17 protein-coding genes and 1 pseudogene are annotated in these 24,777 nt (G+C 59.8%); 10 read left to right on the top strand and 8 right to left on the bottom strand.

Translation table 11 applies throughout. The features are described from left to right. Positions 1–117: 117 nt before the first annotated feature. Positions 118–803 (top strand): IS6 family transposase gene (locus B0G81_RS08320; RefSeq protein ID WP_208328516.1). Its coding sequence is split into 2 segments (ribosomal slippage): positions 118–709 and positions 709–803, totalling 687 coding nucleotides; the frame shifts between segments, so codons are not numbered across the junction. Between the two features lie 192 nt (positions 804–995). Here the strand turns inward: B0G81_RS08320 and B0G81_RS44470 are convergent. From B0G81_RS44470 to B0G81_RS08290, 6 genes are all read right to left on the bottom strand, one after another. After that, positions 996–1,313: an ATP-binding protein gene (locus B0G81_RS44470; RefSeq protein ID WP_134134372.1), complete on the bottom strand. Its 318-nt coding sequence runs from the start codon at positions 1,311–1,313 to the stop codon at positions 996–998. A 6-nt stretch (positions 1,314–1,319) separates the two neighbouring features. Beyond that, on the bottom strand, positions 1,320–2,852 hold the full coding sequence (locus B0G81_RS08310; protein ID WP_134134368.1) for a PAS domain-containing protein: 1,533 nt from the start codon (positions 2,850–2,852) through the stop codon (positions 1,320–1,322). 274 nt (positions 2,853–3,126) lie between these two features. Continuing rightward, entirely contained in the window at positions 3,127–4,281 is a 1,155-nt protein-coding gene (gene mmsB / locus B0G81_RS08305) for a multiple monosaccharide ABC transporter permease (protein WP_106286032.1), read from the bottom strand. Between the two features lie 28 nt (positions 4,282–4,309). Further along, positions 4,310–5,821: a multiple monosaccharide ABC transporter ATP-binding protein gene (mmsA, locus tag B0G81_RS08300; RefSeq protein WP_134143024.1), complete on the bottom strand. Its 1,512-nt coding sequence runs from the start codon at positions 5,819–5,821 to the stop codon at positions 4,310–4,312. Positions 5,822–5,934: 113 nt separating this feature from the next. Beyond that, on the bottom strand, positions 5,935–6,996 hold the full coding sequence (gene chvE / locus B0G81_RS08295; RefSeq protein WP_106286004.1) for a multiple monosaccharide ABC transporter substrate-binding protein: 1,062 nt from the start codon (positions 6,994–6,996) through the stop codon (positions 5,935–5,937). Between the two features lie 740 nt (positions 6,997–7,736). After that, entirely contained in the window at positions 7,737–8,363 is a 627-nt protein-coding gene (locus B0G81_RS08290; RefSeq protein WP_134134364.1) for a tyrosine-type recombinase/integrase, read from the bottom strand. A 235-nt stretch (positions 8,364–8,598) separates the two neighbouring features. Here B0G81_RS08290 and B0G81_RS43510 point away from each other — a divergent pair. Next, a pseudogene (locus B0G81_RS43510) lies at positions 8,599–8,730 on the top strand (IS3 family transposase); the annotation flags it as partial. Between the two features lie 65 nt (positions 8,731–8,795). Here B0G81_RS43510 and B0G81_RS08280 read toward each other — a convergent pair. After that, on the bottom strand, positions 8,796–10,304 hold the full coding sequence (locus B0G81_RS08280; protein WP_166678935.1) for an FRG domain-containing protein: 1,509 nt from the start codon (positions 10,302–10,304) through the stop codon (positions 8,796–8,798). A 464-nt stretch (positions 10,305–10,768) separates the two neighbouring features. Here B0G81_RS08280 and B0G81_RS08275 point away from each other — a divergent pair, with 464 nt between their 5' ends. Continuing rightward, positions 10,769–11,281 carry a hypothetical protein gene (locus B0G81_RS08275; RefSeq protein ID WP_134134352.1) on the top strand — a complete coding sequence of 171 codons (513 nt, stop codon included), beginning with the start codon at positions 10,769–10,771 and terminating at the stop codon, positions 11,279–11,281. A gap of 624 nt (positions 11,282–11,905) precedes the next feature. Next, positions 11,906–13,174 carry a hypothetical protein gene (locus tag B0G81_RS08270; RefSeq protein ID WP_134134348.1) on the top strand — a complete coding sequence of 423 codons (1,269 nt, stop codon included), beginning with the start codon at positions 11,906–11,908 and terminating at the stop codon, positions 13,172–13,174. A gap of 429 nt (positions 13,175–13,603) precedes the next feature. Here B0G81_RS08270 and B0G81_RS08265 read toward each other — a convergent pair whose 3' ends face one another. After that, entirely contained in the window at positions 13,604–13,927 is a 324-nt protein-coding gene (locus B0G81_RS08265) for a hypothetical protein (protein ID WP_134134345.1), read from the bottom strand. Between the two features lie 992 nt (positions 13,928–14,919). On the opposite strand from B0G81_RS08265, the gene B0G81_RS08260 reads away from it, so the two are divergent. From B0G81_RS08260 to B0G81_RS08235, 6 genes are all read left to right on the top strand, one after another. Next, positions 14,920–15,882 carry a LysR family transcriptional regulator gene (locus tag B0G81_RS08260; RefSeq protein WP_134134343.1) on the top strand — a complete coding sequence of 321 codons (963 nt, stop codon included), beginning with the start codon at positions 14,920–14,922 and terminating at the stop codon, positions 15,880–15,882. Between the two features lie 51 nt (positions 15,883–15,933). Next, positions 15,934–17,343 carry an FAD-dependent tricarballylate dehydrogenase TcuA gene (tcuA, locus tag B0G81_RS08255; RefSeq protein ID WP_134134341.1) on the top strand — a complete coding sequence of 470 codons (1,410 nt, stop codon included), beginning with the start codon at positions 15,934–15,936 and terminating at the stop codon, positions 17,341–17,343. Next, complete coding sequence (gene tcuB / locus B0G81_RS08250) at positions 17,330–18,544, top strand: tricarballylate utilization 4Fe-4S protein TcuB (RefSeq protein WP_134134336.1); 1,215 nt, start codon at positions 17,330–17,332, stop codon at positions 18,542–18,544. Before tcuA ends, tcuB begins: the two co-directional genes overlap by 14 nt. Before the next feature lie 66 nt (positions 18,545–18,610). Continuing rightward, positions 18,611–19,927 (top strand): MFS transporter, encoded by a 1,317-nt coding sequence (locus B0G81_RS08245; protein WP_134134332.1) that lies wholly within the window; start codon positions 18,611–18,613, stop codon positions 19,925–19,927. A 432-nt stretch (positions 19,928–20,359) separates the two neighbouring features. After that, positions 20,360–21,658, top strand: a complete 1,299-nt coding sequence (locus tag B0G81_RS08240) for an ATP-grasp domain-containing protein (protein WP_134134330.1) — start codon at positions 20,360–20,362, stop codon at positions 21,656–21,658. Positions 21,659–21,668: 10 nt separating this feature from the next. After that, positions 21,669–24,368 (top strand): CoA-binding protein, encoded by a 2,700-nt coding sequence (locus B0G81_RS08235; protein WP_134134329.1) that lies wholly within the window; start codon positions 21,669–21,671, stop codon positions 24,366–24,368. Positions 24,369–24,777 lie beyond the last annotated feature (409 nt).

Below are 24,777 nucleotides of genomic sequence, written 5' to 3'. Positions count from 1 at the left end.
TCTAGAAAATATCGGGTTTGCCGCGATGCGTTACGGGCCAACCCAAATCTCTTCGGTTCTGTTGCAATAAGGCGATCCGCTATGATGCGCGGAACAACATGAAAGACTGAAAGCTTGATGACGACGTTAAATCCGGCGATGGGCCGCGTGCTCAAGCGCTTGCATTACCCGCTCGACGTGATCCTGATGTGCGTACGCTGGTACGTGGCCTATCCGCTGAGCCTGCGTCACATTGAAGAGATGGTCGCTGAGCGTAGAGTCTGCGTCGACCATTCGACCGTCCATCGCTGGGCGCTCAAGCTGTTGCCGGTGCTGGAGAAGGCGTTCCGCCGCCGCAAGCGGCCAGTCGGAACGAACTGGCGAATGGACGAGACTTACATTCGCGTCAAGGGCGAATGGCGGTATCTTTACCGCGCCGTCGACAAGGACGGCAACACCATTGACTTTCTACTGCGCGCCCATCGTGACAAGACTGCAGCCCGGCGTTATTTTGAGAAATCGATCGCCCAGAATGGCATGCCTGAGACCGTGACCATCGACAAAAGCGGCGCCGATCTCGCTGCACTCGAAGCCATCAACGATGCTCGTGAAACGCCCATCAAGATCCGTCAGTCCAAATATCTCAACAATCTCGTCGAGCAGGACCATAGGGCAATCAAGCGACGCACAAGACCGATGCTGGGATTCAAGACTTTTCGCTGCGCCCGGATCTTCTCGCCGGTATCGAACTGATGCATATGATCGCCAAAGGGCAGATGACGTGCGCTCGCGGAACCTATCCTTCCCCTGCCGTTCAATTCTAAGAACTGGCAACATAAGTAGTACTTCGCATATTGATCACCTTGTCTCCATAATCCTTACTGCGACAAAACCGCGACTTTTCACCCCGACGTGAGCCAGTACCGATTTGGATTTCAACTGCGGCGGGCCCTCACAGTTGGAAGCTAACGCACGACTGCACGCACGTGAGCGCGGTCTGAGCGCTTGACAGCTAGTTAATGACGGTCTGCAACCGCGACAGGCAGGGTGAACTGGAAGACCGCGCCCCGCCCAGGCGCGCCGGTGACCCATAAACGCCCGCCGTGCGACTCGACGATCGAACGGCTGATGCGAAGTCCCATGCCGGTGCCGTGAGACTTGGTTGTAAAGAACGGATTGAAAATCTGTTCGGTGAGCTGAGGCGGAACGCCCATGCCGGTATCACTGACAGACACAAGAATCTGCCCGCTTTCGGGCCACTGCGAGCGGACAATCATCTCCCGGATGCCATCGACATCCTTCATCGCTTCGATGCTGTTGACGATCAGGTTCATCGCGACCTACTGCAATTGCACGCGGTCTCCGACAATCTGGGGAAGACCGTCAGCTAGTTCTGTGCGGACCGATATGTCATATCGCGCTGCCTCGCCACGCAGGAGGCCCACGGTTTCCCGCACAATCTCACTTACCTCGACGACCTCCTGAATCAGGGCCCCCTTTTCGAATCGCGCGCGGATCCTCGCGATGATCTGGGAAGCGCGTTGTCCGTCTCTTACAATATTGACCACTGCCGAACGCGCCTCACCGAGATCCGGCTCATCGCGGTTAAGCCATCGCAGGCAGGCACTTGCGTAGGCGATAGTAGCCGTAATCGGTTGATTGATTTCATGAGCTAGGGAAGCGGCCAACTCTCCCAGGGTGGTCGCCCTGGTAATGCGCGCGAGATCGGCTTGTGATCGACGTAGCGCGTCTTCGGCACGCTTCTGCTCGTCGATGTCGGTGGTGGTGCCGACGAATCTCAGAACCTTTCCTTCGGCATCGCGCAAGACCACAGCTTGTTGCAGATGCCAGCGATAGCTTCCGTCCTGAGCGCGCAGGGAGCGGGTTTCTATTGCGAATCCTTGTCCCGAGCGCACGCCGCCCCAAAAGGCCTTCGATGCCGCTTCGCGATCCTCGGGGTGGATTGCGGTCATCCAGGCCGCCGGATGCGACCGGACAAAGTCAAGAGTCTGCCCGGAGTAGTCAAGCCAAACTTGATTCACGAAGTCCGGTGTCCCGTCAGGCTTGAGTGTCCAGGCGGATACAGGAAGCCGCTGTAGCAGTCCGGCCTGGAGCTGCAGATCCGAATAGAGGTGCGCAGTCTCCAGTGAAATGGCGGCTTGCGAAGCCAGCAACTGCAGAAGGGCAACCCGGTTCGACGTGAAGGCACACGGCGCTAGGTCATTCTCCAGATAAAGCGCGCCGACAAGCTTTGTCTGCCTTACGATGGGCACGCAAAGTACCGAACGCGAACTCTTACGCCGGACATACTCATCTTTTGAATACACGCTATCGGCCGAGGCGTCATCGAGGAGCACGCACTCTCGTGTCCGGGTGACATATTGAAGCGCAGATTGCGGGAGATCAAATGGCGTGATCGTGGCTTGACGAATTGCAACGTCAATCCGGCCCGGTCCACTGATCGCTTCTGCTTCGATCCGAGGCTCGCTGTCCTGCGCGCCGCGCCGAAGGAGGATGAGCACCGCCCGAACAGCCCCGGCGTTCTCGACCGCGAGTCGCACCAGCTTCTCGATCAGATCGGCAAGGATCATCTCACTTGAAAGTGCCTGCAACGCTTTGACAACGGTCTCGACATCCAACTGCTCGGTCGGTTCGCCGAGCACGGCTGCGCAAGCCGGCGTTCGCTCTCGGCGCAGATTCGGGTAGCGTTCATCGAGTTGTTTAACTTTGCCCTGGGCGCCCCAACGGTCGTAACACTGACGCGCGTTGCGGAGATAGAAATAGCCCGCGCTCTGTATACCGCCAAAGGAGTAACCCACGATCAACATGCTGATCATGAGTTTGAGGTAGATGGAAGGGATCAGATCCGACATACGACCGTAGTGCGGTGTCAATGCCTTCACAAGCCGGTACGCTCAACGTACCGATCGACGTGGCGCAACAGACGTGTTTGCGGCACGTGACGACCAAATGGACCGGTTCACACCGCGATCGAACGAGCGCAATGACTCAGTTGGTTTTGCTTGATCCCGAGCGCTTTGACATTGCCCTTGATTACCCGCCCGTTTCACACACAAGAGATGGAACACGCCCGGAGTTACTCGTGACAGGCTCTCGGGGAGATATAGGCCGTGTTGTAGTGTCCCGTCACGCGCGGTTACGGTTGTAGACATCCAGAAACACCGCCGCCAACAAGACCATGCCCTTGATCACTTGCTGGTAATCAATGCCAATGCCCATGATCGACATGCCGTTGTTCATCACGCCCATGATGAATGCGCCGATCACCGCGCCCACAACCTTGCCCACGCCCCCGGAGGCCGATGCTCCGCCGATGAAACAGGCCGCGATCACATCGAGCTCGAAGCCAAGGCCAGCCTTCGGCGTTGCCGTATTCAGGCGTGCCGCGAAAATTAGACCTGCCACTGCCGCCAATACTCCCATGTTCACAAAGGTCAGGAAAGACAAACGCGCGGTGTTCACGCCCGACAGACGCGTCGCCTTCTCGTTGCCGCCCAGCGCATAGATACGTCGACCGATCGTCGTGCGATTGGTAACAAACTGGTAGATCAGGATCAGTACGGCCATCAGCATCAACACATCGGGCAAACCCTTGTACGTGGAAAGCAGCCAGCACAAGTACGTGACGGCTCCCGCGAACAACACGTTTTTCATGGCGAAGAACGCGACCGGTTCGACTTCCATATCGTGTGCCCGTGCCTTTCGGCGCTTGCGTACCTCCGCCCCGACCAGCCCCAGCGCCAAGATGACGCCAACGATGAGGGACAATACGCGTACCTCTGTGCCGCCGAACGGATCGGGCAGAAAGCCAGTACTAATGCGCTGAAACCGCAGCGGAAATGGCCCGACCGATTGCCCTTGCAACAGCGCCAGTGCGAGCCCCTTGAAAATAAGCATCCCTGCCAGCGTCACGATAAACGACGGAATGCGCGCGTAAGCCACGAACCAGCCCTGCGTCGCACCAATCAACGCCCCCACCAGAAGCGCCACGATGATCGTCGGCACCACGGGCCATGAGTACTGCACGATAAGCACCGCGGCCAGCCCGCCGATAAAGCCGCTGACCGATCCGACGGACAGATCGATATAGCCGGCTACGATCACGAGCAGCATGCCCAGCGCCATCACAACGATGTAGCTGTTCTGCAAAACCAGATTAGTGATGTTCAACGGCTGCAACAGTACGCCGTCGGTCTGGTACTGGAAAAACCCCATGATAACGACCAACGACAGCAACAGCCCGTAGTCGCGCAGGTTGTTCTTGAGAAAGCCGAGTTTCATGAAATGGCCTTGATTCGATGTAGAGAGGTCACGCATGACCGGCGTTCACGATGGCGCGCATGATACGTTCCTGGCTTGCTTCGGTTCGATCGAGCTCGACCACGAGCCGACCTTCGTTCATCACGTAGATGCGGTCGCACATCCCAAGCAGTTCCGGCATTTCGGAAGAGATCATCAGAATCCCTTCGCCCCTGCGCGCCAGTTCGTCAATGATGGTGTAGATCTCGTATTTGGCACCGACATCAATACCGCGCGTGGGTTCATCGAGAATCAGAAGACGCGGTTTTGTAAACAGCCACTTGCTCAGCACGACCTTCTGCTGATTGCCGCCCGAGAGATTGACCACCCGTTGCTGGATGCCCGAACTGCGGATGCGCAACGATTCGCGATATTGCTGCGCAACCTTTGCATCGACGTGTTCATCGATTACACCGTGATCGGACACTTCGGCGAGGTTGGCGAGCGACACGTTTTTACGGATTTCTTGCTCGAGGATTAGGCCATATCCCTTGCGATCCTCGGTCACATAGGCAATGCCATGCTTGATGGCCTTGCCGATGGTCGATACATCCACGGTCTGGCCGTCGATCAGCACCTGTCCGCTGATCCGCCGACCATACGAGCGCCCGAAGATACTCATGGCCAGTTCGGTGCGGCCCGATCCCATCAGTCCGGCGATGCCGACCACTTCGCCCTTGCGTACGTTCAGGTCGATGCCCTTAATGACCTCGCGCTCCGAATACTGTTCGTGGAACACGTGCCAATCGCGTACTTCGAAGATCACGTCGCCGATCTGCGGCTCGCGCTGCGGATACCGGTGTGCCATGTCACGGCCGACCATGCCGCGAATAATGCGGTCCTCGCTGATCTCGCCTGCGGCGCAGTCGAGCGTCTCGATCGTGCTTCCGTCGCGGATGACGGTAATCTGATCCGCGACCTGTGTAATCTCGTTGAGCTTGTGCGAAATGAGGATGCAGGAAATACCTTGTCCCTGGAGTTCCAGCAGCAGTTTCAGCAGCGCTGCGCTATCGGTCTCGTTCAGACTCGCAGTGGGTTCGTCGAGGATCAGCAGCTTCACGCGCTTTGATAGCGCCTTGGCAATTTCCACCAACTGCTGTTTGCCCACGCCCAGCTTTCCGACGCTCGCGTCGGGCGACTCGTTCAGACCAACGCGCTGCAGCAATTCGCGCGTGCGCTTATGCGCCGCGTGCCAATCGATCACACCGCATTGCGCCAGTTCATTGCCAAGAAAAATGTTTTCGGTGATCGAGAGCGTTGGCACCAATGCCAATTCTTGATGAATGATGATGATGCCGCGCTCTTCGCTATCGCGGATGTCCGTGAAGCGTTGCAGCTGCCCTTCGAAATGGATTTCCCCCTCGTAGGACCCGTGCGGATACACACCGCTCAGTACCTTCATGAGAGTGGACTTGCCCGCGCCATTCTCACCGACGACAGCATGGATTTCTCCAGCTTTGACGGTCAGATTGACGTTATCGAGTGCTTTGACACCCGGAAACGTCTTGGTGATGCTGCGCATGGACAGGATGGTCTCGTCCGCCACGCCATCTCCTGGATTTGTGATGTATTGCAGGGTCCGCTAGCCGGAGCGCACGTGGCGTCTCCGGCGACAGGCTCGACTTCGATATTGCCTTACTTGATCTGCGCTTCCGTGTAGTAGCCGCTGTCAACCAGGATTGGCTTCCAGTTGGAGCCATCCACCAGTACCGGGTTGAGCAGATACGACGGAACAACCTTCACGCCGTTGTTGTAGGTCTTGGTGTCGTTCACCTCCGGCTGCTTGCCTTGTGCCATTGCGTCGATCATCGCAACCGTCACCTTGGCGAGCTGACGCGTGTCCTTGAACACAGTAGAGTACTGCTCGTTGTGCAGGATGGACTTGACCGAAGGAATCTCGGCATCCTGCCCGCTGACGATCGGGCACGGCTGCTGAGCCGTGCAATAGCCCACACCCTTGACCGACGACAGAATGCCAATGCTCAGACCGTCATACGGGCTCAACACGGCGTCGAGCTTAGCATTGCCGTAGTAAGCCGAGAGCAGATTGTCCATGCGGGCCTGAGCGACGGCGCCATCCCAGCGCAACGTGCCGACCTTGTTCATACCAAACTGCTTACTGCGCACCACCAGCTTGCCGTTCTTGATGTACGGATCCAGCACGCTCATCGCGCCGTTATAGAAGAAGAAGGCGTTGTTGTCGTCGGGCGAACCCCCGAACAGTTCGATATTGAACGGGCCTTTACCCTGTTTCAGACCAAGCTTGTCAACAATGGACTGCGCCTGCAGCACGCCGACCTTGTAGTTATCAAACGTCGCGTAGTAATCGACATCGGCCGTGCCTTTGATCAGGCGATCGTATGCAATGACCTTGATGCCGGCATCGTGCGCCTTTTTGAGCACATCGGTCAGCGTCGTCCCATCGATTGCAGCGATCACCAGCACCTTCGGCTTCTTGGTGACCATGTTCTCGATTTGCGCGAGCTGATTCGGAATGTCATCGTCGGCATACTGGAGATCGGTGGTGTAACCATCCGCCTGCAGATACTTGACCATGTTATTGCCATCGGCAATCCAGCGCGCCGAGGACTTGGTCGGCATGGACACAGCAACCAGCCCCTTGCTGTCGGCATGCGCGATACCGATCATTGGCAGCGCCATGAACGCAATTAGGGTTTTCAAGAACAGACGTTTCATTGGAATGTCTCCTTCGGTGTGTGAATGAGTGCCGCTCTCGCCGCGGTCCAGGCGACCGTATTGTTAAAGCACCGCGGTTTGATTCTGAGTTGTCCGTGTCAGGCCCACATATAGATGGTCTCGATGATGATGCGGAACTCGACCTCATCAAGCTCCGCCTCGCCACACTCAAGCGTGCACCCGTCTTCGGTACAAATTCATCGTGCACGAAAGACCCAGACGCCATTGGCAAAACGCATTCGCGGCCCGAACGGCCTTGCAGGACTGCGCCCGGTCACCGTGCGCATATCAGGCGGCCACTTTACTCGGGTCAGGGGACTGCTGCGATACCCCCTTGTGACGCAGCTGTCCCGGCGCCCATTGATGTAATTCGTGTCTCCCGCTCCGATCTCGCTCGTTTTGATTTTTGCCCTCGAGTAGGTTGGCAGCAAGTCTACGTCCAGCGTTAGCATGCGTCCAATATAAAAGAACCCTAGTATTGATACCATTTTTGGTATCGCCCATTGTGTCTTCCCCACCTGTTGCACTGAAATCTGCTATCGGAATGCAGGGCTAGACGGTGGGATCGTGTTTGGCCGCACTCCTATAGGTATCCGCGCTGGGGATGAGCCGGCGGCTTGCCATCCCATCGACGAATGTCCGGTCCCAGCCCGCGTAGCCGCCGCCCGAATGCCCAACCAATGTACGGCACGAACGTCCGTTGTTGGCCGGCAAGGCGCCCGCTCGCCGGTCATGATCTGTCAAACCTCCGTTTGCTCGGCCATCTCGAGCGCGTCGTCCACCTCAATCCCGAGGTAACGCACCGTACTTTCAAGTTTGGTATGGCCTAAGAGGAGCTGAACTGCGCGCAGGTTCTTCGTGCGCCGATAGATCAACGATGCCTTCGTGCGGCGCATCGTGTGAGTGCCGTACGCAGCATCGTCCAGTCCGATTGACGCGATCCATCGATGCACGATGCGAGCGTACTGACGCGTCGACACGTGCGCTGACGCGTGCAGCCGCCTCGGGAACAAATAATCGGCCGGCTTGAGTCCCCGCGCCGAAATCCAGGCCGCGACGCTTTGCCGAGTCTGCTCAGTGATTTCGAACTGCACCGGTCGTTGCGTTTTTTGCTGCATGAAGGTCGCTCGCGAGACCACGTGGCTTCCCATACAAATGTCCTGCACCTGAAGTCGCGTTAGATCACATGCCCGGAGCTTGCTGTCGATTGCGAGATTGAACAGTGCCAGCTCGCGAACGTTCGCTGACATGTGAAGCCTCGTCCGAATCGCCCAAATTTCGCGCAGCTTCAACGGCGGCTTCTGGCCAGTCAACCTTCCTTTGTTCCACGGCGCCCGACGAGTACCGGAAGAATTAAGCGTATCCATGTCAACCTCCTCTTCAATGAAGGGAGATCGATTGTGCGCGCCGCACAGCGGTCGCTCTTCGACCCACTCCGGTCAGACAACTTTCTTCAAACCGGTCAGTCAGCCAAAAGCAGGTTTTGCAAACGGGAATGCCACTAAGCGGCCGTTGGCGACCTCACACAATCGGCCACGAACGGCCGCTCACGTGCATCGTCGCCCGGGCGTTCAAGCGTCGGCTCCACTCCGTGACGGGCCATCAACCTCGATTAGGCAGTTCATCGGAGCACTGGACGCCTATATCAGGTGGTACAACGAAAGGCAGATCAAAATTTCGCTGGGCGCACTCAGCCCAGTCGAGTGCCGGAAAGGTCGGGGATTCATCGCTTAACCGGTCCAAGATTTTGACCACATCCCCACCCGCCACATGCTTTTTTAGCGATCGTGGCGCATTTCTTAAGGCAGCCCGAGAACGTCAAGCCGAGCGGGATTGAAATGAACTAACGATAGCCCACGTGCCAACTGCGATGGGATCAGCTCTCGCCCGAAAAGCTTCGAGAAAGCGGGAAAGTCGAACATTCTATAAGGAATTTGGCATAGCCGAAAAGCATCGTTAGGCCGGATAGCAGACATTTCAGGAGGCAACTTGTCGACCCATGCAGAACTGATTGCTTGGCGCAGGCGCTCGGCGGAACAGAAGCCGCGCGTACCGGAGTCACCTTTCGCGCCGAATTCCACTTCCATTGCATCGGCGCGCCATGCTGTAAACGCGTTAAGAATCACGCCGCCATCAGACGACTGGCAACCTGGCTGTGCACACAGTTCAAGCAGCACGCCGCAAGCCGCGGCGATGTCGTCGTTGGCATACGGGAGGCGTCTCATGCCGTTCCACGCTTCGCGTATCAGTGCTTCTAGGCGCTCGCGGTTCACCGCATCGGGCAAGCCCAGCAACTCCCATTGCACCGCGCGCCGACGCAAGGATGGATCATGGCGCATTGCAGCGCAAATACCGTAGGCTAGTTGCGTGCTTGGTAAAGGGGCATTGACGGCGCTGCGAAGCGTGACGGTCTGTCGAGAGCCTAACACCTCGTGGAATGATTCGGCCGGCATCTCCAACCAGGGTTTCAAAAATTCAGCGCCCCAGCTCGGCAGATTCTCGGGTGGGCTGACAAATGCCGTGTCGTTGACTTCGTTCCAACCAACGATAATTTGCTTGAACACTGGTTGCCCCGATGCTGCGCGTTCGCGTTGGTCTCGCTGAAAATTCTCTCGGTGCAAGCGGCGTCGCTCTTCTTCGAAATAGTTATCTAGCAATTGTTCCAACCCACTACGGTGTTCCGGATAGATCTGGGTTCTTGGTGGGAATGATGGATATCCGGTCCAAGGGAACTCGATCCGGTCTAAGTCGTAAAAATCGTACCAACTGTGGTTGGCAAATAGGAAATGGCCGGCCTGCGCCTGAAGTCGCCATAGGTTATCAACGTTTACCGAGACAAGGTCGATTTGCAACTGCTCCGAATCGTCGCTATTACTTGGCGGCATATTCTCGTCATAGAAGCGCCGGATGTCTGCCGTATCTAGGCAAAAGATCGCTGAGTGCGTCCCTGCCGGCGGCGCTTCTTTGCAATCGGACGCAAAAAAGCCAGCGATGCCAGGCTCAGTGGTGAAATCAATATAGGTAGTTGGAAAGCCGTAATGCTGCAATATCGCGAATGCTTGGTCACGATTCACTGGGTCGGTGAGATAACTCAGTGCGGGGACCGTTTTTGCCCAACCCAAGAACTCCATCAATCGCTGCATCAGAAATTCATGCTTCTCGCCTCGCTCGATTGCCCGCTCCATCGACGATGACGGCTTCCATTTGGCCTGCACTTGACCTCGAAACCAGTCGTACCGGCCCTCTTGCTTGAAGCGCAGGGCCAATTCCACCGCCTCTTCCACACTATTGACAAAATGTCGATACACGTTTGGTGTTCTCCTTTTAAGCATCGATTTGCCATGTTTGGAAGCGATTGTAGGCGGGATCGTATTGCTTCATCGTCCCCTTCCGCAGAGAAGTGACCGGAAGCCTTCCTATACTGCACGCCGAACGACCGTTGCACCTTTAAATCCGCCTTGCATGTCGCGCTGGATCTACCGACCGCAACGGGTCGGGCCGCGTCAGTCCGCTCTTCGAACTCATCGCTGGAAAGCGGCCAGTGGAATTCCGCTGCTTGAAAGCGGCCAGTCGGCAGGGCGTACTCCCGACCCGTTGCTGCCGGTCGCCATGTCGCGACCCGTGCGGCGCATTTAGGAGTGCAGCGGCCATTCGCGGAGCGAATTCTCGGCCATTGCGGGCGGTCGTCAATTGAACAACCTGCGGCCGTTGTCCGTCCTCGGGTCGTTGATGCGACAATCGTGAGCCTGATCCTCCGCTACTTTCCTCGCAAATGAAGAAGCCCTACAACGAGCGCACAGACCTTGAAAAGGTTCAAAGCCAATGGAACAAGATCTACGGCCTGCATTCTCAAGAGCAGTGGTCCGCGGCCGTCGTGCGCGCGGCGACAGCCACTGAAATCGCCGCCAATTTCGCCATCCGTCGTGAGTTTGCGGAACAGAGCGAATTCTTGCCCGCCTTTGTCAATGAGATGCTGATGTGGGCGAACGGGATCTCGGGAAAGATGCAGAAGCTTTTGACGCCGCTTGTCGCGCCCGACACAAACAAGGCTCAGGCAATCAATGGCCTCAAGGCGCGAGCCAACGAAATCAATTCAAAGCGAAACCGGATAGCTCACCAAGGCGAGTTCTGCTCGCTCGAAGAGGCGCAAGCAGCGATCGAGCACGCACGCACGTTTATCCACGAGCTTGTCCGCCTCTACGAACCGGAATTCGAGTTGACCGAGCGCGGCGACACCAAAGCGAAGGACAAAAAGCCGGCTGGGGAGAAGAAAGCCAAAAAGTAGGTTTCCGGCTTGGTGGCGAATGCTCGATCGCCCGCGCCGCATTGGCGCGCCCCTGCGACCCCGCGCGTTATGGACAGCATCCTCGAGCGGCTCGCGCGCTGATGGCGTCGGTTTCTGCGCCGTTTCCGCCGATCTCAGAACGCTGCCTCAGAGGAGCACAAGGGGGTCGCGAACGGAACCCCGTCTTGTTCAATGAGCCGCGCGACTTCTCGGACTTGTTCAAGCATGTCCAACAGGAAAAGGATTGTCAGACGCCGGTTGCGGGACGCGCCTGGCGTTAAGGGGAGCGGGGGGCAGGTCGCCCGATTGAACGCCTCAAAAATTTCGTCACGATGGCTGCTTGGTCTTCTATTATCAATGGGAAGCTCTCGCGGGCAAGGCGATGCGCTGACGAGCGATGGGCGTCGACGACATCTCGGCGCCGGCTAAAGTGTGTAGCAAGCGAGCGACTCGGAAATAGGCACAAAACAGGTCAAAAACAAACTGGAGGCGCGCATGGGCCGCCCGTTAAGCACGAGCTCTCTCGCTGCGTGTTGGCCGCAGCGGTCTTTGCCTGAGTGTCTGCGCACGTCCGACACGCCACAGCGCCCGTCCCCTGCTGGGAAGTATCCGCTGCGTCGGGCGTTGTTCAGTGCTGTTGCCGCTGTTGCAGCGCTGTTTTTGCTCCTCGTCAACAGCGTGGCGATTGCCTCCTATCATCCAGCGCCAACCGCAGCGGCGCGGCAGTGCAAGCCGCAGGCGTTGGCGGCCCGCACGCCCGACGAGCAATCGAAGCGATTCGTATCCTGCTGGAACAATGCAATGATGTCGCCCCCGCAGCGGCACGTCACGCAGTGCGCTCGAGAATATATGCCGAACCAACAACAGGCGAAGGCCGGTCTGTTTGCGCTGTGTTCGCAGGGCGTCAAGGTGCCCAAGCAGGCCGCCGACGTGATGGCGTGCGTCGGCAAGGCCAACGGCGGGGTGGCTGCCGCAGCCTCTTGTTCGGCGGCGGCCAAACTGAACCCCGAGCAGACGCGAGCGGTGCAATGTCTCGCCAGCAACCGACAAGACACCAAGCAAGCCGCTGCATGCATCGCGGCCGCCAATCTTCCCGCCGAGCAACAGCGTGATCTGGCGTGCGTTCAAGCGAACCCTAGGGACGCCAGCAAGAGCGCGCTTTGCATCGGCGCAAATCACGCGCACCTTTCGCCCGAACAGCAGCACGCAGTGCAATGCGTTAAGCAGCATTCATCGGACCCCACGGGCTCCGCGTTGTGCATCGCAAGCGGACACCTTAGCGCGCAAGATCGGGCGCTCGTCGGATGCGTCACCGACCATCGGAGCGATGCCTATGCGGCCGCGGTGTGCGCCGGGGGAACTCGACTCTCTCCGGAGCAGCAGCGGCTTGCGAGCTGCGCGGCGAAATACGCAAGCAACCCCTACGCAGCGGCGCTTTGCGCCGGCGGCGGCAACCTAACCCCAGAGCAAATGATCGTCGCTCAGTGCGCCATTTCGACAATGATGGAGCCGCACGCGTTTGCCGCCTGCGTGACGGAACAGCTGACCCAAGCGGAGCTGCAAAAGTGTCTTTCGGGAAAGATCGGCGGCGACGACGGATGCTTCGGCAAAAACAATGATCTTGTAAAGGCGATCCAAGCCGGATTCAATGGCGCCAAAGCGTTGGCGGGTGGCCCCAACTCCATGGTCAATAAGCCCGATCAGATTTTTGGTGGCCCTAACTCATTCGCCCGTAACCCCGCGCAAGTCTGGGGCGGCGACAATTCGTTCGTGAAAAATCCCGGACAAATTTTCGGCGACTCGAACTCGATTTTTCACAACCCGTGCGGCGACTTGTGCCACGGCAGCAGCGAAGACTTTCTTCACAAGCCCCTCGGAAATTTGTTTCATTAAGGCAAAACCTTGCCAACGGGCCGGGAGGCTGCGATGGACTACGGGAAAGCGAGCCAGCATGCGCGAGGCAGGAGCCTTAGGATCGTGCAGCCGTGGTGATTGTCGCCGCATCGATCTACTAACCAGGTTCTGCCGCGATGGTGACGGCGGAGAGCACCGTCGCATTGTGCAAACAGCAAACCCTAAGCATCGGCGATCCAGCGCAACGGCAAAAGTGCATCGAGGCTTGTTGGACCAATTCATGATGTCGACCGGCCAACGCCGCGTGCTGCAATGCGCCAACGAAGCGGCGTGTCGAAGGGGGACCGATCCGTTTCTGACTTTTGTCTTGCTGGCCGGATCAGAATCACCAACGCATCACGGGTTGTCGACCCTTCATCCGGGCTGGTTGCGTGCGCAGCGCGTATCACTGCTACGCACTTGATCCGATCAAATCGTGGCTACCGCTTGATACGATCCGGGTCCGATTTTGTGGTAAACGATCTTGCCGCCGCGCGAATACACATACACGATCAACCGCGTCCACATAACTCCGTGAAGCATCGCCTGCGCGTACGCCTTGGGGTCGTCAATAACAACACTGGACGGGGGCAACTCGAAGCCAGATTGGAGATACGGAGAGATTGACGGATACTGCTCAAACTTGTCCCCGTTGACTTCGTCGATGTCCTCCGCCTCGACTTGGAAGGTAAACGTTCCGCCTTGTTGAACGAATTGTGCATAGGCTTGCTGGGTGTAGCCAGTTACTGCCATGACGATGCCTCAATGTATAAGTTTCGTTAAGAACTAGCAGAGTTTACGGGGTCCCACCGTAATCCCTGCTCTGCAATGCCTCCGAGATTTTACTAAGGGAGGTCTGTTTCGCATCGTTAACGGAAACTCTGCGGGTTCAAACTAATTTCCCGTGGTGGATGCATCGTAACCATCACCGACGTCCCAACGGAATCTGCAAGTCAAGAAATGTCTAAGGGGGCGATTTTCCTCCCACCTGTGGAATGTATGGTGGGTTTCTGAGCGGAGCGGTCCCCCGACCGACTTGGCACCGGCAAAGTGAAAGGCTGTTGATGGCCGGGTTGAGGCAGTGCCACCGGTAATTCGCTCGCCGGAGACCGGCCATTGAGGAAGGGCGAACGAGCCTTTGGTTATTCAGATTGGATGGCGACCTCGACCGGCGGCTTGTGGCCGGTCACTGCCTCATGCAATTTGCATACGAGGCCCGAGCCATCGGAAGACTGCGATCGGCTGGACGCGACCCCATCTCGGCCGTTGGGGCTGCAAGGCTACAATGGCCGCTTTCGAGGTAACAACCGCCTCCCGAGCCGCTACCGCGGCGCAAGCGATCCAAACCAGTGGGGTAACGGTAACGGCCATCCATCAGGAAGTCTCTGCCATAAGGCACCGTCTAATCGCATCGGTAGAGCGGCCAGGTTCGCAACTTCGTCCGGCGTGCCAGCACGTTTCGCCGAATCCGCCTAATGTTGCAGGGGCGCTGTGCGGGATTGTCTACACGGTCCTGCCGCAGGATCTATAGACGTCGATACGGATCGAGAATGCTGCGGTACTTCCGGACAGCCGCTCGCCGGCTAACTATCGAGACGAACTTGAAAAACGGCTTGCAAAGGCTGTCTTTGCCAAGCCGTAAAATGGGGATTCGGGCAACATGCGCCGCAATGCGAGCGCGCTGACCGGTTCGAGCCCGAATAACCTCGAGTTAAGTTCCGGGACCGCCAACACTGAGACCTTCGATGGAACTTCGACAATTACGATATTTCGTCAGCGTCGTTGAGCATGGCAGCATGGGCAAAGCCGCGCTTGAGTTGGGCGTCGTCACGTCGGCGCTCAGCCAGCAAATCAGCCGACTGGAAAGCGAGCTCTCGACCCGCCTACTACAGCGAACCTCGAGCGGCGTCGTGCCCACCGATGCAGGACTCGCCTTCTGGCGTCAGGCGCAACTCGCGCTGCGCCACATCGATGATGCCGCGGTTGCCGCCCGCCAGGCTCGCCTATCCGGCCACGTCAGCGTGGGACTCGCACCGAGCACGACAGGTGTGCTTGGACTGGCATTCATGCAGGCGATGCGCGAGCGCTATCCGGACGTACGGCTGCGCATGGTCGAAAGCCTATCCGGGTATCTGGGCGCAATGCTTGGCGCGCGGCAAATCGATCTCGCGATCCTATTTCGTGAAGAGCCCGCACAACGGTGGAGCGTCATGCCCTTGCTCGACGAGCGCCTATTCGTGATCGGTGCTTCGACACTGCCCGGCATGCCCGGGCGATCGCGAACTTCAATCGCGAAGCTGGGCGCCCTACCGCTGATCCTGCCAAGCGGCACACATGGCCTTCGCGCACTGCTCGACGCCGCATTCAAGCGCGCCGGTTACGTCCCATCCATCGCCGCCGAGGTCGACGGCCTCGCCATGCTCATGGACGCCGTGCGCGGTGGACTCGGTGCAACGATCCAGCCAGGAGCGGCGCTCGCACGCACGGAGAATGCGTCCCTGACGAGCGTGCCGCTCCTGGAGGCATACGCAACGAGGCCGAACCTGATCGCGAGCGTCTCTGACGACGAGTTGTCGCCCGCCGGGCTTGCCGCGCGCGTCGTGCTGGGCGACGTCGCGCGCGATGTGATCAACGCAGGCCTCTGGCCCGGCGCCTCACTGCGTGCGGCACCCTTCACGAAACGTGAAGACCCCTTGTCGCCTCCCTGATGGCGGCGCCGACCCGTGCTTCCTATAGTTGTCTCAAAGGAGACAACCCAGATGGTCGACGTTCTTGTTATTGGCGGAGGCAACGCGGCACTATGCGCTGCATTGATGGCGCGCGAAGCCGGCGCCACCGTCCTGCTTCTCGAATCGGCGCCGCGCGAATGGCGTGGCGGAAATTCCCAGCACACTCGCAACCTGCGCTGCATGCACGACGCGCCGCAAGACGTGCTGGTCGACGCTTATCCAGAAGAGGAATACTGGCAAGACCTGCTCAAGGTAACCGGCGGCATCACGAATGAGGCGCTCGCGCGGCTCGTGATCCGGGCATCATCGACTTGCCGTCCGTGGATGCGCAAGCACGGGGTGCGCTTTCAGCCGCCGCTTTCCGGTGCGCTACATGTCGCACGAACCAACGCGTTCTTTATGGGTGGCGGCAAGGCGCTCGTGAATGCCTACTATCGCAGCGCCGAAGCGCTCGGAGTGCAAATCCGCTACGACACGACTGTCGACGCAATTGAACTCGATGTAGACCGTTTCGTCGCAGCGCACAGCGGCGGACAACGCTTCGAAGCCCGCGCCTGTGTGCTCGCGGCCGGCGGATTTGAATCGAATCGGGAATGGCTGCGTGAAGCGTGGGGACAAAACGAGCGCGGTGAATGGCCCGCCGACAATTTCCTCATTCGCGGTACGCGCTTCAATCAGGGCGTGCTGCTCAAGCACATGATCGAGTCGGGCGCCGATGCCATCGGCGATCCGTCGCAGTCGCATTGCGTTGCCATCGACGCCCGCGCGCCGCTTTATGACGGCGGCATCTGTACGCGTATCGACTGCGTGTCGCTCGGCGTCGTCGTCAATCGCGATGCACGCCGCTTTTACGACGAAGGTGAAGATTTTTGGCCGAAACGCTATGCGATATGGGGGCGGCTCGTCGCACAGCAGCCTGACCAGATCGGCTACTCGATTATCGACGCGAAGGCGATCGGCCGTTTCATGCCACCAGTTTTTCCGGGCACGAAGGCCGATTCGTTACCCGACCTGGCGCGTCAACTGGAACTGCCGGAAGCGACGTTCGTCGAGACGATCCGGGCCTACAACGCTGCCTGCCGCGCGGGCACCTTCGATCATACCGCGCTCGACGACTGCCGCACGGAAGGCCTCACGCCAGCGAAAACCCACTGGGCGCGGCCCATCGATACCCCGCCCTTCTTTGGTTATGCATTGCGGCCAGGCATCACGTTCACATACCTGGGGCTCAAGGTTTATGACCACGCCCAGGTGCATTTCGGCGGACGCCCGAGCGAAAACCTTTTCGTAGCGGGAGAAATGATGGCCGGCAACGTGCTCGGCAAAGGTTATACGGCGGGCGTCGGCATGTCGATCGGCACCGCGTTCGGACGCATTGCCGGCACGCAAGCCGCGATGGCCGCCGCTCATCATACTGGAGTTCAACGTGCAGAAGCTTGAAGCACTTGTCCGCGAAGCGCGGGAGCTCGCTTCGCCTTCCGTCACCGGCCGCCACGCCGCGACCAGCGAGCCTGCGACGTCGATAATCCGGGTACTTCCTCTCACGCAAAACGAAGCGGAAGTCTCGCGACAGATGCAAATCTGCAATGCGTGCCGTTACTGCGAAGGATTCTGCGCGGTCTTTCCAGCGATGACACGGCGCCTCGAATTCGGCAAGGCGGACGTCAATTACCTCGCCAACCTGTGCCACAACTGCGGCGCGTGCTATCACGCCTGCCAGTATGCGCCGCCGCATGAGTTCGCCGTGAACGTGCCGAAGGCGATGGCCAAAGTCCGCCTGGAAACCTATGCCGAATATGCGTGGCCCGCGCCGATGGGCGCGCTATACAAGCGCAATGGATTGACCGTCGCGCTTGCGCTCGCGATCGGGCTTGCCCTCTTTCTGGCGCTTGGTATCGGCTTGAAGGGGTCGCTGTCCGCGGGCGCATTGGGCGGCAACTTCTACGCGATTTTCCCGCATAACCTGCTCGCGGCGATGTTCGGCGCGGTTTTCGGCTTCGCGATGCTCGCGCTCGGCGTCGGCGTGTCGCGATTCTGGCGTGCCGTGTCGGCGGGAACAGCCAGCGCGCCGGCCATCGCAGAGGCCGCGAAGCACGCGCTCACCCTGAAGTATCTCGACGGGGGCCATGGCGACGGCTGCAACGAATCGAATGATGCCTTCACGCTCGCTCGGCGGCGTTTCCATCATTTGACTTTCTATGGCTTCATGCTGTGCTTCGCGGCAACGGTGGTGGCCACCTTCTATCACTATGCGCTCAACCTGCACGCGCCTTACCCGGTTCTGAGCCTCCCCGTGCTGCTCGGCACGATCGGTGGAGCCGGTTTGCTCGTGGGGCCGGCCGGCCTGCTCTGGCTCAACCTGCGTCGCGATCCTGGCCGGGACGATCCGAAACAGCGCCCGATGGACCGCGGATTCATCGCGTTGCTGCTCCTGACTAGCGCTTCAGGCCTCGCGCTCCTCGCATGGCGCGACACTGCTGCGATGGCGTGGCTCCTCGCTTTCCACCTCGGTGTCGTGATGGCGCTCTTCGCCACGCTGCCCTACGGCAAGTTCGCCCACGGGATCTATCGCTGTGCGGCGCTCCTCAAGTCATCGATCGAAAAGCGGCAAGCCAGCCGTCTGCAACTCGGCTCGGATTGAGGTCGGTCGTAACGACAACGCCTCCGATTGGCGGGCACTCACATAACACATCCATGGAGACAACTCATGCATCCCTCATCAGTCAACGCCGAGGATAGCGCGCACGGTCGAACCTCGAAGGCTGGCGCCGTCCTGCGCGTAACCAGTGGCAACTTCCTGGAGCAGTTCGACTTCTTTCTTTTCGGCTTCTATGCGACCTACATCTCGCGCATCTTCTTTCCATCTACGAGCGAGTTCGCCTCGCTGATGCTCACCTTCGCGGTGTTCGGTGCGGGTTTCCTGATGCGTCCGCTGGGGGCGATCGTGCTCGGCGCATACATCGACGAAGTGGGCCGCCGCAAAGGGTTGATCGTCACACTTTCGATCATGGCGAGCGGCACGATCCTGATCGCGTGTGTGCCCGGATACACGACGATCGGACTTCTGGCACCTGCCCTCGTGCTGCTAGGGCGTCTGCTGCAAGGCTTTTCCGCAGGTGCCGAGCTTGGCGGCGTCTCTGTCTATCTGGCGGAAATGGCGACGCCGGGACACAAGGGCTTCTATACGAGCTGGCAGTCCGCGAGCCAGCAGGTCGCAATCGTGGTCGCGGCCGCCCTCGGGTATCTGCTCAATGACCTGTTGACGGCCAGCGAAATCGGCGCATGGGGATGGCGGATTCCATTCTTCGTCGGTTGTGCGATCGTGCCAGTTATTTTTCTGCTGCGACGCACCCTGCAGGAAACTGATGAATTCAAGGCGCGCACCCACCATCCGCGTGCAGGTGAAGTATTCGCCACAATGCTGCAAAACTGGCGCACGGTGCTCGCGGGCATGCTGCTCGTCGCAATGACCACTACCACGTTCTATCTCATCACGGTCTACACGCCGACCTTCGGCAAATCTGTGCTGAAGCTCACCACTGCGGATAGCCTGATCGTCACACTCTGCGTGGGCCTCTCGAACTTCGTCTGGTTACCGATCGGAGGCGCGCTCTCGGACCGCATCGGGCGCAAGCCAATTCTCATCGCCATCACCGTGCTCGCCATCTGCACCTCGTATCCGGCGCTCTCCTGGCTGTCATCGGCGCCGAGTTTCGGCCGCATGCTGATCGTGCTTCTGTGGCTCTCGTTTTTCTTCGGCATGTACAACGGCGCGATGGTCGCAGCGCTCACTGAAGTCATGCCCGCCGAGGTCCGCGTGGCTGGATTCTCGCTCGCGTTCAGTCTCGCCACCGCGGTTTTTGGAGGCTTCACGCCCGCCGTCTCGACGTATCTCATTGAGATCACCGGCGATAAGGCCGCGCCCGGCTACTGGCTGAGTTTCGCCGCCGCATGCGGGCTTGGCGCGACCCTCGCGCTGTATCGCCGGCGCCGCACAGCCAAGCGGTCCGCATCGCTTACCTGAAGGTTGCTCCTGCGTCTGCTGCCCGCAAGCGCGGTCGCGGCGCCGATGCTTTCGCGTCGTGGCGCCGTCCTTTCATTCAGCATTGATAACTGCTGAACATCAATGCTTCAGAAAATTGCACTTCTCGTTTCGGACAGCTTGATCAAATATCGATACTCAAGACGTTCGTCAACGCATCGACAGAGAACGCGTCGGAGACAGGCGCGAAGCGCAGAACCGCGTTTCGCCGCATCCCAGTTCAAGCCCGATTATGGCTGCCTCCTACCGTCACCTACGCGCGTCTCGCCTGCGCCACCTCGCTATGAGAATCCTGCCGCTGCCTTCGAGCGTATCCACGGCAGCGGTGCGTCTCGCACCTACCGCAGTGAGCTGACCGAATACGCAGTATCCGCTTCATTCGTTATTGCCTTGAAAATTCAGGAGACACTTCACATGCAGATCACCGGAATGTTGCACGGCGCGCGCCTGTTGCAATTCGTCGGCTTTCCGTCCAGCGAGGTGCTGGGCCCCGGCGCCAGCGAGGAAGAGATCAAGTCGCTCATCGATCGATACGGTCAGATATTCATCAAACCGGTGTTCAGGGGCGGCGTGGGCAAGAAAGGCAAAGCCGGCCTGCTCGGCCGCGCGACCGATCTCAAGACAGCGCTCGCGGAAAAAGAACGGCTGTACTTTGCCGAGCACGTTGTCGGTCATGTGAGGGCCAAGGCGAACGGCGTGACGTTCGAAGCGGGTGTACCCGCCAAACACGAAGTCTATTTTTCGATCACCGATTCCACGCGCTTTCGCGCTCCCACCATGACGCTGTCGCATATGGGCGGAATGGACATCGAGGAGGTCGATCCAAAGCACGTCGCGATGGTGCCGTTCGATGCGCTGACCGGCCTGAAGGCGTTCGTCGTAGCGAATGCGCTGAGCGAGATCGGTGCGCCGCGTGAAATCATCTCGCCGCTCGTGCAGCAATTACCGAAGCTCTGGGAACTCTTCCATGATTTCGGCATGACAACGCTCGAACTCAACCCGATCCGCATGCGCGAAGATCAAAAGGGGCGTCTCACGCCCGTCGCCTGCGACTTCAAGTGCGGATTCGATCGCGACGACCCGCGTTTCTCGCGGCTTGGACTGCCTGCGCATCTGTTCGCCGCCGATTACTCGGATTTCGAACAGGAGATCAACCAGCTTCGCACGCACCAGGGACAAAGCGATGTCTACGTGATCAACGAGCGCGGCACCATCCTCGCGCCCACCTTCGGCGGCGGCGCGAACTCCCTTGTCACGGAAATGCTCGGAGACGCAGCCATCATCTCGTCGGACTTCGGCGGCAATCCACCATACGAAAAGATGAAAGAGGTGGCGCGCATCTGCTTCCGGCACTGGCTCAAGCAGTCCAACGTACTCTTCATTATCGGCGGCAAGTCGAACAACACCGACATCTACGAAACCTTGCGCGCGATGGCCGATGCGCTGCGCGAGCACTTCAGTGAGCATGGTCCGACGCCGCTCTATGTCGTGCTCGGGCGCGGCGGTCCCAACCTGGTGCGAGGCATGTCCACCCTGCGCGACACCTGCGATTCGCTCGGCCTGCCTTACCGCCTCTTCGGTTTCGACTCCGACATCAGCGAAGTAATCCAGTACGCACGCAAGGCCGATGCATGGATGCAGGCGGGTGGACGCTCGCAGGTCGCGGCGCGCATCGGCGCGCGCGACGCTCAATCGCAAATGGCATCGGCCTGAGGAGATCGACATGCACAAGCAAGGCAATAGCCACTTCAAATACTTCGTCGGCATTCAGTCGCTGGCAGACATCGCCACGCGCGAAGATCGCGTTTGCGTGCTCAATATCCTCGGTGGCGAGTCGTCCGATGTGACGCCGGTGAGTCACGCCTTCTCGGGCGCGAATGTGGTGTTCGGCACGGCGCCCGGCAAAGGCGGACAGGTGCTCCCGACGCCCGCCGGCGACATTCCCGTCTTCAACAACGTGCGCGAGGGCCTGGAAACCGGTCACCGGTTCAACTGCGGTGTCGTGTACCTGCCGCCTTCGGCCGCGCGCGACGGCGTGGCCGAGTTGATCCGCGTGAATCCGGAGCTGCGCAAGATCTTCATCATCACGGAAAAGATTGCCGTGCACGACGCCCGTGAGATCCGCGCGATGGGACAGCAGGCGGGCATCGACATCTTCGGCGCGAACGGGCTGGGCGTCGCGGACTCATGGCAGCGCGTGCGGATCGGCGGTGCGCTCGGCGGTGACGATCCGGGCGCCACACTGCGCCAGGGATCGATCGCGATCTTCTCGAACTCCGGCGGCTTCAGCACCACGATCGCCCAGTATCTGCGCATGAGCGGCTGGGGCACGTCGACGGTCATTTCCAGCGGAAAGGATGTCTACATTCACTATGCCGCGCCAGAATTCGCCTTTGCCCTTGCCAACGACGCGCGCAGCAAGGCCGCCGTGCTGTACTGCGAGCCCGGCGGATACTACGAGGCCGACGCGCACTTCAACAAGCCCGTGGTCGCGTGCGTGGTGGGCCGCTGGAAAAGCCGTCTCACGCGCGCGGTCGGACATGCGGGCGCGATGGCGGGCGGCGCCGACGACGCGCTCGCGAAGGAACGCTGGTTCAAGGAGAAGTTCGGCGTCGAACGGCTCTTCACGCCCGACGATCCGTGCTGCTCGGCGAAGGGTGCGGTGGTGACGAACATCGCCCATATTCCTGCCGCGCTCACGGCGGTGATGCGCGCCAATGCAACGATGCCCGACTTCGAGCCCGAAGGCAGCCTCGCGCTCAAGCCGTGGTTCGGCTCGGATCAGGGGCTCGATCTGCCCGGCGATCTCGCGCTTGCAGTCGTGGGAGCGGTAGCCCCGTATGACGAACAGGTCGCGCGGGTGAATGACCAGATCGGGGCGATCCCGCCTCGGCAGCCATTGAAAGATGCCTCGGGCGCCTCGCAGATGGATGCAAAGACGCAGGTCAGCAGCCTGCACGGCGTATCGATGCTCGAAGCGGCGACGCATTCCTTCGAAGCGAACGTGTGCCTCGCACTGCTACACGAGTTCGGCGGCGCAAACGACGAGAAGCTCATCGACGTCGCGGTCGGCGCGGCAGTGAACCTGTACGGCACGCCTGAACTGGCGGCGGCGCAAGCGGCACGAGAAGCGGGTAACGCACCCAACGCGGTGCTTGCCGCCGCAGCGGCGATCGTCGGGCCGAACCGCCAGCGCGCGGCGCGCGAGGCAGCGAGGCTGATGATCGACCGGTTCGCCGCTGCAAAACTCGTGGACCCGTTCGATCGCGATTTCGACGTCCACGCGATAGACACTGAAGGCAGCGCGGTACTCTTCTCCGATGCACCCGACCCGAAGGCGCAAGCCATGCTCGCCGGGCTCGCCGCACGCGGCGTGAGTTCCGTATTCGTGCGGTGGGTTGCCAACGGCCCGGGGCATCCGCGCTCGGACGCCGTGCTCGCGGCGATCACGACGACACTCGCCTGGGGCCCGCTCATGCGCAAGCGCATCTCGCGTCTGACGGCGGAGAACCTGCCATGGTGGACGAAACTCTTCGGCACGCTGATCGGCGCCTCGGCGGACGCGTCGCGCCACCAGCCCGACAGCTTTTGCGAGTTTTCCACCGAGGCACTGCTCGGCGAGCGCTCGCTGACGGAAGTGGCATTCGCAGCGCTGCTCGGCGTGAAGCCATCCGCAGACGATCTGTTCGCATTCAGAACGTTGACGGGACTGCTGCTCACTAACGGACCGGGTGCGATCTCGGCGCAAGGCGCGAAGGGCGCGGTATCGGCGGACGGTCCCGAGTCCCCGGAACGCGTGCAGTTGAACAAGGCGCTGATGGGTTTTCTCACGCACTCGGGATACACGCACGGCGGCAACGGATATGAAGGTATCGCGTTTCTCAACGACGCGTTTCGCGACAGCGGCCTCGACGATCCCGCCGACGCGCATCACGGCGTCGATCTCGAAGCGCTCGCGCGGCGCTCCGTCGAGCGCTACGCGCAGTACAAGGCGCGTCAGAAGCAAGCTGGCAGCCTCGATATCGCCAAGCTGCCGGGCGTGAACCACCCGGTCTTCAAGGACAAGCCGGTAAATCACGATCCGCGCGAGGTCTTCATCGCCGGGCTTTATGAGGCGCGCGGCGAATACAACGTGTTTCACGCGTACTACCGCGCGCTGGTGCAGGCCTTGTTCGCCGCGGGCGTGTCGCGTACCGTCTACTGCGTCAATGTCGATGCCGTGATCGCCGCGTTGCTGCTGAAGATGCTGTGGCAGCCGCTCAAACGCGGGGAGTTCAGCGAAGCGGACCTCGAAACCGCGGCTTTCACGATCTTTCTCTATCCGCGCATGCTCGGCTGCGCCGCGGAAATCGACGATCACCTCAACCGCGGCCGCAACATGGACACGCGCACACCCGCTTCACAGTGTCGTTTTGTTGCCTGACCCGCTGGCCTCTGATCGTCGCCGCCACGCTGGCGCAGCCACGCACGGCGGCGCCTAACGGGCGTCGATTGACACCGCGCCAGTACCGGCTCCGTCGACGATGTCGCCAGAACGATTAGCCGGTGTAGCGACCGTCCACGGCGTCTCACGATTCACACTCAGTGATTGCGTCCGGGCATGGCCATCGACGGCGCAGCGGCCACACCGAGCCTCGTTTCCAACACACGCAAAATCCGCCCGTGTTACTCAACGGTCCGGCGGCACTGCAGACGTTAGGGGCGACGGCGCCGGTTTCGCGAATTCAGCCGTCATTCACGTGAGAGACGCGCGCGTCGCCTTCTGGCCGAACTGAGCCAAGGACTCGCCTCGCAGCATGAACAGAGTTGGTGGAGTCGGCGCGGTCGCAAGT

The organism is Paraburkholderia sp. BL6665CI2N2 (assembly GCF_004366535.1).
GTDB lineage: Bacteria > Pseudomonadota > Gammaproteobacteria > Burkholderiales > Burkholderiaceae > Paraburkholderia.
Note: the sequence above shows the minus strand (reverse complement) of the source record. Positions and strands in the feature narration are given on the sequence as shown.

Excerpts from the sequence above, each read along its gene's own strand:
- B0G81_RS44470 (WP_134134372.1), bottom strand. The coding sequence starts at position 1,313 with ATGAACCTGATCGTCAACAGCATCGAAGCGATGAAGGATGTCGATGGC.
- B0G81_RS08310 (WP_134134368.1), bottom strand. The coding sequence starts at position 2,852 with ATGTCGGATCTGATCCCTTCCATCTACCTCAAACTCATGATCAGCATG.
- mmsB (WP_106286032.1), bottom strand. The coding sequence starts at position 4,281 with ATGAAACTCGGCTTTCTCAAGAACAACCTGCGCGACTACGGGCTGTTG.
- mmsA (WP_134143024.1), bottom strand. The coding sequence starts at position 5,821 with ATGCGCAGCATCACCAAGACGTTTCCGGGTGTCAAAGCACTCGATAAC.
- chvE (WP_106286004.1), bottom strand. The coding sequence starts at position 6,996 with ATGAAACGTCTGTTCTTGAAAACCCTAATTGCGTTCATGGCGCTGCCA.
- B0G81_RS08290 (WP_134134364.1), bottom strand. The coding sequence starts at position 8,363 with ATGGATACGCTTAATTCTTCCGGTACTCGTCGGGCGCCGTGGAACAAA.
- B0G81_RS08275 (WP_134134352.1), top strand. The coding sequence starts at position 10,769 with ATGAAGAAGCCCTACAACGAGCGCACAGACCTTGAAAAGGTTCAAAGC.
- B0G81_RS08265 (WP_134134345.1), bottom strand. The coding sequence starts at position 13,927 with ATGGCAGTAACTGGCTACACCCAGCAAGCCTATGCACAATTCGTTCAA.
- B0G81_RS08260 (WP_134134343.1), top strand. The coding sequence starts at position 14,920 with ATGGAACTTCGACAATTACGATATTTCGTCAGCGTCGTTGAGCATGGC.
- tcuA (WP_134134341.1), top strand. The coding sequence starts at position 15,934 with ATGGTCGACGTTCTTGTTATTGGCGGAGGCAACGCGGCACTATGCGCT.
- B0G81_RS08245 (WP_134134332.1), top strand. The coding sequence starts at position 18,611 with ATGCATCCCTCATCAGTCAACGCCGAGGATAGCGCGCACGGTCGAACC.
- B0G81_RS08240 (WP_134134330.1), top strand. The coding sequence starts at position 20,360 with ATGCAGATCACCGGAATGTTGCACGGCGCGCGCCTGTTGCAATTCGTC.
- B0G81_RS08235 (WP_134134329.1), top strand. The coding sequence starts at position 21,669 with ATGCACAAGCAAGGCAATAGCCACTTCAAATACTTCGTCGGCATTCAG.